The following is a 13,517-nucleotide window of genomic DNA, read 5'->3' as shown; positions in this document are numbered from 1 at the left end:
ACCGGCCTCCCGCACGTGTATTCGAGGTGTGAGGCGAACTTCGGATCGACGACGGCTGTTCCGGCCGGGGGTCACCGCGGTCGCGGTGCTGGCGGGGGCCGGCGTCGCGTTCGCGCACACGGCTTTGGCCGCGGCGCCCCCGCTGCCCGCTTTGGCGGCGTCACCCCACGCACACAGCCTGCCTGATCCCGAGGCGACGTCCGCTCCCCCGGCGCCGCCCCCCGCGCCGGTGCTGCCGTTCAACGCCAAGCTGACGTCGGCGGACATCCCGGTCCCGGGCGGCGGCGTCCGGGACGGCGCGTGCAGCGGAGCGCTGGTGGCGCCGCAGTGGGTGGTCACGGCCGGGCACTGCTTCCACGACCTGAAGGACGCCCGCATCGGCGGCCGGCCGCGCTACACGATGACGGTGACGGTCGGCCGGCTCAAGGACAGCGACCCGGGCGGGCACACGGCGGAGGTCGTCGACGTCCGGCAGTCACCGCTCAACGACCTGGCGGTGGCGAAGCTCAGCGCGCCGGTCGAGGGCATCACCCCGGTGACGCTGGCGGACCAGCGCCCCGCGGTCGGCGAGGAGCTGCAGTTCGCGGGCTGGGGTTCCCACTCGGCGACCGTGCTCGGCCCGTCCGACCACCTCAAACGCGGGCACTTCCGGGTGTCGGGCATCGACCGGACAACGTTGGAGGCACAGCCGATCGGCACCCGCACGGTCGACAACGGCCCCTGCCCGGAGGATTCGGGCGGCCCGTTCTTCGTCTCGGACGACAACGACCGGACAGGCACCCTGGTGGCGATCGTGAACACCGGGCCGCCGTGCCCCCAGCCGGGTCCGGAGACGATCGCGAGGGTCGACGTCGTGGCGGACTGGATCCGCGAGCAGATCGGCTGACCGGTTCGTCCTCTACGATCGCCCGCGCGACCCGAGGTTCGAGACCGCCGAAATTCACGAGTGTGTCAGGGCCGTTCCCGGAGTGGGAGCATGCCTGCTCATCATCGGAAACTTCAGCTGGAAGCGGCGGTTCTTCCTGTCGATCACCAAGGCGCGGAAATCCGCTCACGGCAGCGTCGACGTGTCCCTTGTCGCCATCGCCGCGCTCGGCCTGAACTTCCTCAAATGACTTTCCGGTAGACGCCCGGCGCGACGCCGAACTGCCGCTTGAAGGCGTGCGACAGCGCAAAAGGCGACGCATACCCGACTTTCGCGGCGATCGACGGCAGCGGCAGGTCCGTCTCGCGCACCAGCCGCGCCGCCGTCGTCAGCCGCCACCAGGTCAGGTACGTCATCGGTGGCTGGCCCGTCAACGCCGTGAAGCGGCGGGCCAGCGTCGCGCGGGAAAGACCGACCCTGGCCGCCAGGTCCTCGACGCGCCACGGGGCCGCCGGGTTCGTGTGCAGCTCCTCCAGCGCCGCCGCGACTTCGCGGTCGCGCAACGCCTGGGGCCAGCCCGCCGCCGGGTTGCCGTCGAGCCACGCCCGGATCAGGTACACCAGCAGCAGGTCCAGCAACCCCGTCAGCACCGTCGTGTGGCCCGGCCGCCGGTCGGTCACCTCCGCGCCGAGCAGGTCGATCGCCGCGCGGAGCTCGAGGTGGCCGCCGACGCGGGTGGGCAGGTGGACGACCTCGGGCAGCGTCGCCAGCAGCGGGTGCCGCCGGGCGTGGTCCAGCCGGTACTTGCCGCACAGGAACTCCGTGCGGCCACCCGGCTCGGGTACCGCCGTCTCGAACGGGACCGCGCCGGTCGCGTCCGGGGTCGCGGACAGCGTGTGCGCGCCGCCGTGCGGGACGAGGACCGCGTCGCCCGGGCCGAGCGGCACCGGCTCGCCGCCGTCCGGCACCAGCCAGCCGCTGCCGCGCAGCAGCACGTGGAAGCCCGCCCCTTCGTACGGCGCGAAGCGGTAGCACCAGCCGTCGCCGGCACGCAGCCGGTTCGACGTCGGCTGCCCGATCCGCACCGCGGCGATCGCGTCGCTCAGGAGGTCCACGCCGTCATCGTAACCGTGAGACGTTCACGTATCAGGCCGAGCAAATCAAGCATGGGAACGCTCACTGCGTCATGGCAGCGTGGAGTCATGCACATCGGTGAAGTCGAAGTCCTGAAGGTCCTCGAGTGGCAGGGCGAGATCGCCCCGGCGCGGACCATCGTCGCAGGCAGCCCGGACGGGCTCTGGCAGGACAACTCGGACTGGCTCGCGCCCGACCACTGGAACCCCGCCACCGGCGGCTACCGCGGCGCGGTGCAGACCTGGGTGCTCCGCAGCGAAGGCCGGGTCGTGCTCGTCGACACCGGTGTCGGCAACGGCCGCGACCGGCCGCAGATCCCCCTGTTCGACCACCTGGCGACGCCGTTCCTCGACCGGCTCGCCGCCGCCGGCGTCCGCCCGGAGGACGTCGACGTCGTGGTGAACACCCACATCCACTACGACCACGTCGGCTGGAACACCGAGCGGCGCAACGGCGACTGGGTGCCGGCCTTCCCGAACGCCACCTACCTCATCCCCCGCGCCGACCAGGTCTACTTCGACCCCCGCAACGCCCACCGCCGGCCCGCGCCCCGCGACGAACGCGAGCGGCTGCGCCGGGACGGCAGCCTGCTCGTCTACGCCGACAGCGTCGCGCCGGTGCTCGGCCGGGCCGTGCTGTGGGAAGGCAGCCACCGCATCGACGGCAACCTCACGCTCGAGGCCGCGCCCGGCCACACGCCCGGCTCGTCGGTGCTGCGCCTGGCCTCCGGCTCCGGCCGCGCGGTTTTCGTCGGCGACCTGCTGCACAGCCCGGTGCAGATCCTCGCGCCGGAGCACAGCAGCTGCTTCTGCGAAGACCCGCGCCAGGCCGCGGAAACCCGGCGAAGCGTCCTGGAACGCGCGGCGGACACCGGAGAGCTCGTCGTGCCGGCACACTTCGCGGGTCCCGGCGCGGCCGAGGTCCGCCGGGACGGCAGCCGGTTCACCATCCACCGATGGGCTCCTTCGGAAGGATCACCGGCGGTTCCTCTGCGAGACTGACCACCATGGACGCCCGGCAGCTGCGCTACTTCCTCGCGGTGGTCGACCACGGCAGCGCGAACAAGGCCGCCGCGGCGCTGTACGTCGCGCAGCCGTCGTTGTCCCAGGCCGTCCGCGCGCTCGAACGCGACCTCGGGCTCGAGCTGTTCCACCGCGTCGGACGCCGGCTCGTGCTCACCGACGCCGGCACGGCGCTGATCGAGCCCGCGCGCCAGGTCGTCCGCGGCCTGGCGACGGCCCGGTCGAGCGTCGAATCCGTGGCGGGCCTGCGGGTCGGCCGGGTCGAGATCGCGGCGATGCCGTCGCAGGCCGTCGAACCGCTGGCCCGGATGATCAAGGCCGTGACCGACGCGCACCCCGGCCTGTCCGTGGCCGTGCGGGCCGCGTTCACCGCGGCCGAAGTCGTCCACCAGGTCCGAAGTGGACAGACCGAGCTGGGCCTGCTGGCCGCCGCCGACCCGCCCGCCGCCGCGGGGGTCGAGCTGCGCCCGCTCGGCCGGCAGCGCTTCGTGCTGGTCGCCCCCGCCGACGGGCCGTTCGCGCCGGAAACCGTGGTGCGCCACGAAGATCTCGCCGGGAAGCGGCTGATCGTCGGCCAGCCGGGCACCGGGATGCGGCGCTTCGTCGACGAGATCCGCGCCGCCGGCGTGGAGCTGACCGAGGTCGTCGAGACCGAGCACCGCGAGGCCGTCCTGCCGCTCGTGCTGGGCGGGGTCGGGGTCGCGGTGCTCGCCGACTCCTGGGCGCCGCTGGCGCGCCAGGCGGGTGCCCTGGTCCTCGACCTCGAACCGGCGCGCCACCTCCACCTCGCCCTGGTCAGCCGGACCGGCGAGCTGAGCCCGGCGGCGAGCGCGTTCCTCGCGGTCGCTTATAAGCCGGGCCGATAACGCCGGGTGGAACCCGGTCTTGGACGCGGGCAGTGTCCGGGTGATGCGATCAGCGGCATGGTCACCCACCGCATCGCGCTCATCCCCGGGGACGGCATCGGCCCGGAGGTCACACCCGCCGCCTGCCGGGTGCTCGACGTCGTCGGCCGGCGGCACGGCGTCACGTTCGCCTACGACGAGTTCGACTGGTCGTGCCGGCGCCACCTCGAAGCCGGGGCGATGATGCCCGCCGACGGGCTCGACCGGATCCGCCACCACGACGCGATCTTCCTCGGCGCCGTCGGCGACCCGGCGGTCCCCGACCACGTCTCCCTGTGGGGCCTGCTGATCCCGATCCGCCGCGGCTTCCGCCAGTACGTCAACCTGCGGCCGGTGAAGGTCTTCGAGGGGCTCGAGAGCCCGGTGCGGCGGGCGCGGCCCGGCGAGGTCGACCTCGTGGTCGTGCGGGAGAACGTCGAAGGCGAGTACAGCGAGATCGGCGGCCGGCTCGGCCGGGGCTTCCCGGACGAGATGGCCGTGCAGGAAGCCGTGTTCACCCGGGCCGGCACGACCCGCGTCGCCGATTTCGCCTTCCGGCTCGCCGCTGAGCGCCGGGGGCGGCTGACGTCGGCGACCAAGTCGAACGGCATCGTGCACACCATGCCGTTCTGGGACGAGCTCGTCGCCGAGACCGCCCTCGCCCACCCGGACGTCACGTGGGACTCCGAGCACATCGACGCCTTGTGCGCCAAGCTGGTCCTCGACCCCGCGCGCTTCGACGTCCTGGTCGCGTCCAACCTCTTCGGCGACATCCTCAGCGACCTGACCGCCGCCGTCGCGGGCGGCATCGGCCTCGCGCCGGCGGCGAACATCAACCCCGAGCGCGAGTTCCCGTCGATGTTCGAGCCGGTGCACGGCTCCGCGCCGGACATCGCGGGCCGCGGGACCGCCAACCCCCTCGGCGCCATCTGGACCGCGGCGCTGCTGCTGGAGCACCTCGGCCACGGCGAGGCCGCCGCCGAGGTCGAGCGGGCCATCACCGACGTCCTCGCGAAGACGCCGGTGCGCACCCCCGACCTCGGCGGCACGGCGACCACCGAGACCTTCACCCGAGCCGTCCTGGACTTCACCGCCGCCTGAAACCGGAGCCCGTCCATGAGTGTCCCGCTGCCCGCCTCCTTCACCCCCCACCAGGTCGACGCCGACGGCGTGCGGATCCACTGCGCCGTCGGCGGCGACGGGCCGCCACTCCTGCTGCTGCACGGGTATCCGCAGACCCACCTCATCTGGCACCACGTCGCCCCGCTGCTGGCCGCGACGCACACCGTGGTGCTCGCCGACCTGCGCGGGTACGGCGACAGCGCCAAGCCGCCACCGACGCCGGGTGACGCCGAATACGCCAAGCGCGCGATGGCCCGCGACCAGCTCCTGGTGATGAACGCGCTGGGGTTCGGGCGTTTCGGCGTCGCGGGCCACGACCGCGGCGGCCGGGTCGGGCACCGGCTCGCCCTCGACGCGCCGGACGCGGTGTCGGCGCTGGCCGTGCTGGACATCGTCCCGACCCGGCACGCCTTCGAGCACGCCGACACCGCGTTCGGGCTCGGGTACTTCCACTGGTTCTTCCTCGCCGCGGGCCACGGGATCCCGGAACACCTGATCGGCGCCGACCCGGAGTTCTGGGTCACCGCGCGGATGACCGCCCGCCACCACGGCGGCACGCCCTTCGACCCGGCCGCGGTCCGGGAGTACGTCCGGTGTTTCGCGGACCCGGCCGCGATCGCGGCGTCCTGTTCGGACTACCGCGCGGCCGCCGGCGTCGACCTCGAGCACGACCGCGCCGACGCCGGGCGCCGGATCCCGATGCCGCTGCTCGCGCTGTGGGGAGAACACAGCTTCGTCGGCCGGAGCTACGACGTCCTGGACGTGTGGCGGGAGTACGCGGCCGACGTCCGCGGGCACGCGCTGCCGAGTGACCACTACCTGCCGGAGGAACAACCCGAACGGGTGGCCGCCGCGCTCGGGGACTTCTTCGCCGTCACCGGCTGAGGACGGTGCGAGCGGTCAACCGGCCCTTCTCCGGCTCCCGCGCGACCTCCCCGGCCGCCACCGCGGCGGTCAGCGCGCCGGCGGTGTCCTCGGCGCGGTAGATCGTCTCCAGCAAGGTGAACCGCTGCAGCTCCGCGACGGTGCACCGGACCCGGCGGTCCACTTCGGACAGCAGGGCGCGGCGCAGCGGGAGCAGCTGCGGGGTCAGCGAGATGTCCACCAGGGTGTGCTCGGTGTCGCGGGGGTCGCGGTATTGGATGCCGGCGAACTCGTCCACGGCCCACAGCTCGTTCTTGAAGGTCGCGAGGTGCTTGCTGTCCGCCGTGGCGAACACGAGCACGTGCGCGCCGCCGTCGCCGGCCACCAGCTCCACCACCACCGCGCACCCGAGCCCGGCGGCCCGCAGCCGGTCACGGTCCTCCTCCCCCGCCTCGGCCGTCGTCAGCACGACCTCGTGCGCCTTTCCGCGCAGGAGCGCCGGCGGCCACCCGGCGCCGGACAGGTGCGCGAGCATCGGCCCCGCGACTTCGACGTCGTCGAGCGCGGCGACCGTCCGGACGCTCAACCCGGCGGGCGCGGCCGGCGCCTCCTGGCCGACGAGGACGGCTTCCAGGTGGTGGTCGCCGAGGCGGTCGGTGAACTCGCCGAACACCCGGAAGGCGTCGGCCGCGAAGCCGCCGCATTCGACGTAGGTGCCGCCGCGCTGCGAGCGCAGGACGGTCGCGGTCCAGGCGTCGAGGTACCGCACCAGCACGTCCCGCTCGACGGTGACGTGCGGGTCGGGGCGCCGCGCGCGCTCGGCCACGCTTCCGGTTCTACCGCACCCGCCGGTGGCGCACCAGAGCGCCGGCGCGGCCCGAACCGGTCGGCGAACGCCGCCATCTCCTCGTGCCGCCGGCCGGGGTCGGCTGAGGTGGGCGTGACGACGACCCGATGCACGCCCTCGCGTTCCACGGGCGAAAGGTAAAACGTTGACGCCGGAGAGGAGGCAACCGTCGATCAAGGCGTAGGGTGAGGGAATCGCGGTTCAACCGGTAGCCGCCCGTTCCCCGCGCGTGTCGTCCGCGGGGCTCCGGGAGACGGGCACCGGTTGTGCCGGCTTCCCGGCCTTACCTCGCCTCGAGGAGGCCTGTGTGCTCGACCAGCTCACCGCTCCGCACTCCCGGGTGGACGTTCCCGCCGCGCTCGCGCTGCGCGTGACCGCCACCGCGGAGACCACCACCGTGACCGCCCGGGGAGAAATCGACCTGGCCGCCGTCGCCCGGCTGAGAACCTGCCTGGCCGAAGAGACCGGACTGGCGCCGCGAGCGCTGCTCCTCGACCTCTCGGGCGTGACCTTCTGCAGCGCCCGGGGCGTCACCGAACTGCTGGTCGCCGCCTCGGAAGCGCACGTCAGCGGGGTGCCGTTCGCGATCGTGGCGGCACACCGCGCGGTGCTCCGGCCGCTCGCCGTGCTCGGGCTCGAACGGACCCTGCCGGTCCACCGCAGCGTCGACGACGCGCTGGGCTGGCTGACCGTCCTGCCCCGCCTGCGTTCCTAGAGGTGGATCGCGAGCCAGAGCGCCATCCACGCGAGACACCCGAGGGCGCCGCCGACCCCGAACGCCAAAAGCACTCGCCGCAACGCCGCGATCGTCCCGGCCCGGCCCGTCATTTCGGTGATTCCCGCATCAGCCATGCCCAAAAGATTCCCGGGTCCCGGGCGGACAAACATCACTTCCGGGGATAGCCGCGCTCCACGAGCGACGTCACGGCGTCGACCACCTGCGGGCCTTCGACCAGCACGGGGTCGTTGTGGTCGGCGCCGGGCACCTCGACCAGCCGGGCGGACGCCGCGGCGGCCACCTCCCGGCTCTGGGCGGGCGCGACGAGCGAGTCGCGGTCGCCGAGGACGACCACCGTCGGCACCCGCAGGCCCGCGACCGTGTCCCGGACCGGGAACCGGTCGCGCAGCAGCAGCCGCACGGGCAGGAACGGGTAGGCCTCGGCGCCCACCGCGGCCAGGTCGGCGAACGGTGAGCGCAGGACCAGCCCGGCGGGCGGGAACTCGCGCGCCAGCTCGGTGACCACGGCGCAGCCGAGGCTCTCGCCGTAGAAGACGAGCCGCTCGCGCGGCACCCGCCGGTCCTCGACCAGGAAGCGGTGGGCCGCGCGGACGTCGAGCGCCAGGCCGGCTTCGCTCGGGTCACCCGGGTTGCCGCCGTAGCCGCGGTAGTCGAACAGCAGCACGGCCAATCCCGCGTCGGCGAGCTTCGCGACCAGCGAGGCGCGCCCGGCCCGGTTGCCGCCGTTGCCGTTGGCCACCAGCACCGTCGCGGCGGGGTCGCGGCCCGGCGGGTGGACGAACCAGGCGCCCAGCTCCAGGCCGTCGGCGGTGCGCAGGCGGACGTCTTCGGCGCCGGGCAGCACCTTCGCGGCAGCGGGCGGCGGTGTGGTGTCCGGCAGGTAGATCAGCCGTCGCTGGAACGCCCAGAAGAGCGCGAGCACCACCACGACGACCACCAGGATCACCAGCAGCACCCGCACGGCGACGGCCATCGGGCCAGGCTACTGCGGCGGCACGGCGAGCGAGGCGCACGCGCCTTAGGACCCCCGCGGCCGGGGAGAGCCCAAGTCGGCCAGCAACGCCGTGGCCGCGCGCCGGCCGGACACCAGCGCGCCCTGCACCGACGGCGTGTCCCGGTGGTCACCGCAGACGTACCGGCCCGGCGCCACCCGCACCGGCCGCCGCACCGGCGCGCCCGGCCCGAACACCGGCAGGGCCCGGGGTATCGCGTAAGTGCCGACCAGTCTCCAGTCGCGCGTGTCGACGCCGTAGAGGTGCGCCAGCCGCGCCCGCACCCGCGGCTCGAGGCCAGCGTCGGCGTGACCGGGCACCGACGCCGTGATCAGCGCCGACCCCGCCCGGGCGTACCCGGGAGCCACTTCGCTGAGCACCGCGGTGTTGATCAGCAGCTCGTCGAGCCCGTCGACGAGCAGGGTCGGCGACCGCAGCGGCGATTCCGCGGCGGAGTAGTAGAACGTCGTCACGGCGTGCCAGCCGGGCGCCTCGACCCCGGGCAGCAGCCGCGCGGCGGTGTCGCCTTCCGTCGCCACGACCACCGCCCGCGCGGGCAGCTCACCCGCGCTCGTGCGCACGCCGTCCGCGGTGACCTCGGTGACCTCGACACCGGTGCGGACCACATCCGTCGGCAGCATCGCCGCCAGCTGCCGCGGCAGCGCCTGCATGCCGTCCGCCGGCAGCACCCCGCCACCGCGCAGGAAGCTGCGCCAGATCAGGTGGAACATCCGCGCGGAGGTGTCCAGCGCCGGATCGAGGAACACCCCGGCGAGGAACGGCCGCAGCACCTGCTCGACCGTGTCCGGTGACAGGCGGCCCAGTTCCTCGGCGGTGCTGCGGCCGCCGTCGTCCCCGGCGACCTTCAGCACGTCCCGGGCGGCCAGCACCGCCAGCCGCACGCTGTCGCCGGGATGCCTCGCGGCGAACCCGGCGACCCCGCGCAGCGCGGACACCCCGTGCCCCGGCCCGGCCAGGAGACGCCGTCCGCTCGGCGTCATCGCGATCGTGCCGCGGGTGAACGGGCGCGGCCGCAGCGCCGCGACGTCGGCCAGCCGCCGCAGCGCCGGGTAGGCGGGCAGCAGCACCTGGAACCCGCGGTCGAGCCGGAACCCGTCGACGACGTCGGTGCGGACCCGGCCGCCGACGTCGTCCCCCGCCTCGAGCACCGTGGCCCGCACGCCGGCCCGGTGCAGGGTCACCGCCGCGCTCAGCCCCGCCAGGCCGCCACCCACGACGACCACCTCGGACGCACCCGTCATGCCCGCTCCCTCCGTCCGACGGAGAGTGCCCGGTCCGCCGGCGATCAACCGGTCACCGGCGAAAACCACCGCCGACCGGCGCTCCGGTGCCGCTCGGCGCACACCCATCCCCAATCCTGTTACGGATCACGGCCGGTGCGCGACACCATCGTCGAACCTGACGGGAAGCGTGGTCGATGGGTGAACGGGAAGTGCGGCTGCGGCTGGGCACCCGCGCGGTCTCGGTGCCGGCCGGGCACGCGCGTGAGGTGGTGGAGTACGCCGGGGTGACGGTGCTGCGCGTCGAGGACGGCACGGCGGTCGAGCAGGCCTGGGTGCCGGTCGGCACGGCGCCGACGTACGCCGACGACGAAGCGCTGATCGCCGCGTGGCACGCCGCGCTGCAGTGGACGAAGTCAGCCGAGCGGCCACGGTGCGGCTGCGGACATCAGGCCGATCATGCCCGCGACCAGGCGCATCTGCTCCACGGTCCGGATGTCGGCCTCGACGAGCCGCGGTGAGCACACCAGCACCGCCAGTGCCTGCGCCCGCGAAAGCGCGACATTGAGCCGGTTGCGCGAAAGCAGGAAGTCGAGTCCGCGCGGCAGGTCGACCGCCGACGACGACGTCATCGTGGTGAGCACGACCGGCGCCTCCTGGCCCTGGAACCGGTCGACCGTGCCGACCCGGACACCGGGGAACCCGGCGTCGGCCAGGGCGCGCGTCACCGTCCGGGCCTGCAGGTTGTAGGGCGCGACGACGACGATGTCGGCGTCACCGAGCGGCCGGGTCTCACCGCGGTCGGTCCACGCCCGGCCGTGCAGCCGCGTCACGACGTCCACGACGGCGGCGGCCTCCTCCACCGAGCGGGTCGTGTTGCCGTGGTGGTCGACCTCGGTGAGGTACAGCCCGGCCTCGATCCCGTCGAGAGCACGTTCGGCCGCCGACGGGTGGGCGTGCAGGCGACCGGCGTAGGACAGGTTCGACACCGGCTCGCACACGGCCGGGTGCATGCGCCGGGTCTCGTCGAGGAAGTACCCCAGCGAAGGCGGCATGATGTCGGCCTCGCCGATGAGGTGCCCGAGCGCCGACGCCTCCGCGCCCGCCGGGTGCGTGCCCTGCACGACCTGGGGCAGCTGCTGCGGGTCGCCCAGCAGCAGGACGTTCTTCGCGCACATCGACACGGCGAGCGCGTCGGCGAGGGCGAACTGGCCGGCTTCGTCGATGATCAGCAGGTCGAAGGGCTCTTCGCGGATCGCCGCGTTGGCGAACGTCCACGCCGTGCCGCCGACCAGGTGCCCGGTGTTGTTCTCCTCGCGCCACTTCACCAGCGCGGGGTTGCTCTTCGGCTGCTCCCACGGCGCCGCCGGGTCCGGCGTCCGCTTCGCCCGCTTCGCGCACGGCAGGCCCGGCGCGGTCTTCTTGGCCGCGCTCAGCACGTTCTCCACGGCCTTGTGGCTGGTGGAGGTGACCGCGACGGTCCGCCCGGCGCGCACGAGGTGGGCGATCAGCTTCCCGGCCAGGTAGGTCTTGCCCGCCCCCGGCGGGCCCTGCACCGCGAGCGCCGAGCCGTCGAGCGCGTCGACGGCCTCGATCACGGTGGCGACCAGGTCGTCCCCCGGCTCCGGCAGTGCGGCTCCCCCGCGCAGCCGCGGCGGTGTCCGGCGCAGCAGGTCGACCCCGGGGTGGTCCGGCAGCACCGGCAGCGCGTCGACGACGAGCCGGGCGAGGTCGGCGACCGCCTCGTCCTTGGGCGAGGGCCGCACCGGGCTGCCCGGCAGCACCGCGGACGGCCGGTCCGTGGTCGTCGCGTCCGGCGGGCAGCTCTCCTCCAGCGTCAGCTCCACGGCCGACGCGGCGACGACCTTGGCGTCGCGGGCGGTGTCGCCGTAGCGCAGCCGGACGTCGTCACCGGGAGCGAAGGGGTGCGGCCGGTCCGGGTCGCACGCGAGCTGGAGGGTCCGCTTGGCGTTGCGGACGCGCCCGGCCGGCGGCACCCACTCCCCCGCCTCCAGGGAGACCGGCACGGTGCAGGCGGTGTCGACTTCGAGGTCGCCGAGCGGGGCGGCCAGCTGCCGGAAGTACTCCCACCACGCGGGGTTGGTCTCCCGGCGGTGGTAACCGACGGACGCCGCGAGCAGCGCCCGGGCCCGCTCGTCGGCGGTGAAGGCGCCCGGGTCGTCCGGCAGCCCGTCGAGCAGCGGGTCGACGAGCGCGGCCAGCGCCGCCGCGCGTTCGGCGCGCCGCTCGGCGGCGAGGTCTTCCTCGGTCTGGCGGATCAGCGCGTCTTCGGCGGACTCCTCGACCGGTTCCGGGAGCTCGATGCCGGCGTCCGCGCGGACCTGGTGGAGGAACTCGAACAGGCGCAGGGCGGAAACGCAGTCGTACTCGGTGTTCTCCGCGATCCCGCGCAGGGCCTCCTCGGCGCGTTCCGGCTGCCCGGACAGCGTCAGGTACTCCTCGTAGGCGTCGACGTCCGAGAGCGCGGTCTTGCCGCCTTCCCGCGCACCGGGCAGGTAGAGCGCTTCGAGGTACCGGATCGAGTACGACCGCTGCGACACCCGCAACGCCTTGCGCACCACGGTGTGCAGGTCCACGACGGCACCGCCGCGCAGCAGCTGGTCGACCTCCTCCTCACGCGTCCCGTGCACCGCCGCGAGCCGCTTGATCGCGGTGACCTCGTAGGGCGCGTAGTGGTAGACGTGCGAGCCGGGGTGCTCGGTGACGCGGGCCGTGGCGAAGTCGACGAACTCCTCGAACGCCCGCTTCTCCTGGGCGCGGCTGTGCGCCCAGAACGGCGTGAACCGCCGGTCGCCGTCGGTGGTGACCGCGCCGAAGAGGTACTCCAGCCCTTCGCCCGTCAGCGCGTGCGGATCACCCGCGAGGTCGAGGAAGACGTCGCCCTCGGCCGGCGCGGGCAGGTCGGCGAGGGCTTCGGGGTCGACGATCTCGTAGGAGATGTCGCCGGTCGTGTCCTGCCGGACCTGGAGCGCGGCCTGGGCGCGCAGGTTCGCGTACGACGTGGCCGACAGGTCGCGCGGGCGGTCGGCGGGCCCGGCCGCGGCGAGCGCGTCGATCGAGCCGAGCCCGGCGGCGACGAGCTTGCGGCGCTGGTCGGTCCGCATCCCGGCCACGAGCGAAAGGTCGCGGTCGGTCTCCCGGGCCGTCGTGCAGTGCTGGGCGAACCCGCAGCCGGCGCAGGCCGGGCGTTCGTCGGCCCAGAGGCGGTCCGGCAGCCGGGGTTCGCGGCCGTGCAGCCGGGTCCGCAGCCGGTCGACCAGCGGCCGGAAGTCGTCGACGCGGAGGGTGCGGACCCCGCCGTCGCCGAGGCGCAGGTGCATGAGCGGGCCGGCGGGCCACCCGCCGCGGCGCAGCGCGTCGGCGAACGCGGTCAGCCGCACGACGGCGGCGGGCTCGGCGAACCGCGCCGGGGTGGTGTCGTGGACCTCGTAACGGCCTTCGCCGTCCAGGACCAGGAGGTCCGCGTGGCCCGAGAACTCGCCGTCGTGCAGGACGGCCTGGTGGATCACCATCGCGCCGGAGCGCAGGGCCTCCTCGGTCGCCTTCGCCGCGTTCCGGCGGTCGGCAGCCGGCCGGCCGGGCCCGGGAGCGGGCCGGGGCGCGCCCGGCAGGCCCGCGGCCAGCGCCTGCTTCAGGATGCTGCGGTGCTCGCATTCGAGCAGGTCGGCGAGGTCGGCTGGGGTGTACATCGCCGCGAAGTCTGACACGGCCGGCTCCCCCGGCCGGAGCACACGGTGGTCGACACGCCGGTGTCACAGCCCGCGCCCGGCCGGTGTCTTGAGGCCG

Annotated in this window: 14 protein-coding genes; 8 read left to right on the top strand and 6 right to left on the bottom strand. The window is 74.3% G+C overall.

From position 1 onward, the window contains the following. Positions 1 to 28: 28 nt before the first annotated feature. Positions 29 to 886 carry a S1 family peptidase gene (locus ACZ63J_RS02395; protein ID WP_465404644.1) on the top strand — a complete coding sequence of 286 codons (858 nt, stop codon included), beginning with the start codon at positions 29 to 31 and terminating at the stop codon, positions 884 to 886. An 82-nt stretch (positions 887 to 968) separates the two neighbouring features. Next, positions 969 to 1,115, top strand: coding sequence for a hypothetical protein (locus tag ACZ63J_RS02390; RefSeq protein ID WP_465404643.1), 147 nt, complete (start codon positions 969 to 971; stop codon positions 1,113 to 1,115). Here ACZ63J_RS02390 and ACZ63J_RS02385 read toward each other — a convergent pair. Further along, positions 1,108 to 1,980 carry an AraC family transcriptional regulator gene (locus ACZ63J_RS02385; RefSeq protein WP_465404641.1) on the bottom strand — a complete coding sequence of 291 codons (873 nt, stop codon included), beginning with the start codon at positions 1,978 to 1,980 and terminating at the stop codon, positions 1,108 to 1,110. The genes ACZ63J_RS02390 and ACZ63J_RS02385 overlap by 8 nt on opposite strands. 87 nt (positions 1,981 to 2,067) lie before the next feature. Between ACZ63J_RS02385 and ACZ63J_RS02380 the strand changes: the two genes are divergently transcribed. Genes ACZ63J_RS02380 through ACZ63J_RS02365 form a run of 4 tightly spaced genes read left to right on the top strand, consistent with a single transcriptional unit; the run spans position 2,068 to position 5,912 of the window. Further along, positions 2,068 to 3,000 (top strand): MBL fold metallo-hydrolase, encoded by a 933-nt coding sequence (locus tag ACZ63J_RS02380; RefSeq protein WP_465404640.1) that lies wholly within the window; start codon positions 2,068 to 2,070, stop codon positions 2,998 to 3,000. A gap of 5 nt (positions 3,001 to 3,005) precedes the next feature. Beyond that, entirely contained in the window at positions 3,006 to 3,887 is an 882-nt protein-coding gene (locus tag ACZ63J_RS02375; protein WP_465404638.1) for a LysR family transcriptional regulator, read from the top strand. 57 nt (positions 3,888 to 3,944) lie between these two features. Further along, positions 3,945 to 5,006, top strand: coding sequence for a tartrate dehydrogenase (locus ACZ63J_RS02370; RefSeq protein ID WP_465404636.1), 1,062 nt, complete (start codon positions 3,945 to 3,947; stop codon positions 5,004 to 5,006). A gap of 15 nt (positions 5,007 to 5,021) precedes the next feature. After that, entirely contained in the window at positions 5,022 to 5,912 is an 891-nt protein-coding gene (locus tag ACZ63J_RS02365; RefSeq protein ID WP_465404634.1) for an alpha/beta fold hydrolase, read from the top strand. Here the strand turns inward: ACZ63J_RS02365 and ACZ63J_RS02360 are convergent. Further along, complete coding sequence (locus ACZ63J_RS02360) at positions 5,902 to 6,717, bottom strand: hypothetical protein (protein ID WP_465404632.1); 816 nt, start codon at positions 6,715 to 6,717, stop codon at positions 5,902 to 5,904. The genes ACZ63J_RS02365 and ACZ63J_RS02360 overlap by 11 nt on opposite strands. A gap of 328 nt (positions 6,718 to 7,045) precedes the next feature. Between ACZ63J_RS02360 and ACZ63J_RS02355 the strand changes: the two genes are divergently transcribed. Beyond that, a complete protein-coding gene (locus ACZ63J_RS02355) occupies positions 7,046 to 7,453 on the top strand; it encodes an STAS domain-containing protein (protein WP_465404630.1) in 408 nt (135 codons plus the stop codon). Here ACZ63J_RS02355 and ACZ63J_RS02350 read toward each other — a convergent pair. The 3 genes from ACZ63J_RS02350 to ACZ63J_RS02340 are packed head-to-tail and all read right to left on the bottom strand — an operon-like array spanning position 7,450 to position 9,731. After that, a complete protein-coding gene (locus tag ACZ63J_RS02350; RefSeq protein ID WP_465339285.1) occupies positions 7,450 to 7,590 on the bottom strand; it encodes a hypothetical protein in 141 nt (46 codons plus the stop codon). The genes ACZ63J_RS02355 and ACZ63J_RS02350 overlap by 4 nt on opposite strands. 35 nt (positions 7,591 to 7,625) lie before the next feature. Next, a complete protein-coding gene (locus ACZ63J_RS02345) occupies positions 7,626 to 8,450 on the bottom strand; it encodes an alpha/beta hydrolase (RefSeq protein ID WP_465404628.1) in 825 nt (274 codons plus the stop codon). A 45-nt stretch (positions 8,451 to 8,495) separates the two neighbouring features. Further along, on the bottom strand, positions 8,496 to 9,731 hold the full coding sequence (locus tag ACZ63J_RS02340; RefSeq protein ID WP_465404626.1) for an NAD(P)/FAD-dependent oxidoreductase: 1,236 nt from the start codon (positions 9,729 to 9,731) through the stop codon (positions 8,496 to 8,498). Between the two features lie 176 nt (positions 9,732 to 9,907). On the opposite strand from ACZ63J_RS02340, the gene ACZ63J_RS02335 reads away from it, so the two are divergent. Next, positions 9,908 to 10,231 (top strand): hypothetical protein, encoded by a 324-nt coding sequence (locus ACZ63J_RS02335; protein ID WP_465404624.1) that lies wholly within the window; start codon positions 9,908 to 9,910, stop codon positions 10,229 to 10,231. Here ACZ63J_RS02335 and ACZ63J_RS02330 read toward each other — a convergent pair. Further along, positions 10,127 to 13,420 (bottom strand): TM0106 family RecB-like putative nuclease, encoded by a 3,294-nt coding sequence (locus tag ACZ63J_RS02330; RefSeq protein ID WP_465404810.1) that lies wholly within the window; start codon positions 13,418 to 13,420, stop codon positions 10,127 to 10,129. The genes ACZ63J_RS02335 and ACZ63J_RS02330 overlap by 105 nt on opposite strands. Positions 13,421 to 13,517: the final 97 nt, after the last annotated feature.

This window comes from Amycolatopsis sp. NPDC104863 (assembly GCF_055582965.1).
This window is presented reverse-complemented; position numbering and strand designations above follow the sequence as displayed.

Coding starts and splice junctions, on each gene's coding strand:
- ACZ63J_RS02340 (WP_465404626.1), bottom strand. CDS start 9,731: ATGACGGGTGCGTCCGAGGTGGTCGTCGTGGGTGGCGGCCTGGCGGGG.
- ACZ63J_RS02365 (WP_465404634.1), top strand. CDS start 5,022: ATGAGTGTCCCGCTGCCCGCCTCCTTCACCCCCCACCAGGTCGACGCC.
- ACZ63J_RS02370 (WP_465404636.1), top strand. CDS start 3,945: ATGGTCACCCACCGCATCGCGCTCATCCCCGGGGACGGCATCGGCCCG.
- ACZ63J_RS02335 (WP_465404624.1), top strand. CDS start 9,908: ATGGGTGAACGGGAAGTGCGGCTGCGGCTGGGCACCCGCGCGGTCTCG.
- ACZ63J_RS02345 (WP_465404628.1), bottom strand. CDS start 8,450: ATGGCCGTCGCCGTGCGGGTGCTGCTGGTGATCCTGGTGGTCGTCGTG.
- ACZ63J_RS02330 (WP_465404810.1), bottom strand. CDS start 13,420: ATGTACACCCCAGCCGACCTCGCCGACCTGCTCGAATGCGAGCACCGC.
- ACZ63J_RS02350 (WP_465339285.1), bottom strand. CDS start 7,590: ATGGCTGATGCGGGAATCACCGAAATGACGGGCCGGGCCGGGACGATC.
- ACZ63J_RS02375 (WP_465404638.1), top strand. CDS start 3,006: ATGGACGCCCGGCAGCTGCGCTACTTCCTCGCGGTGGTCGACCACGGC.
- ACZ63J_RS02380 (WP_465404640.1), top strand. CDS start 2,068: ATGCACATCGGTGAAGTCGAAGTCCTGAAGGTCCTCGAGTGGCAGGGC.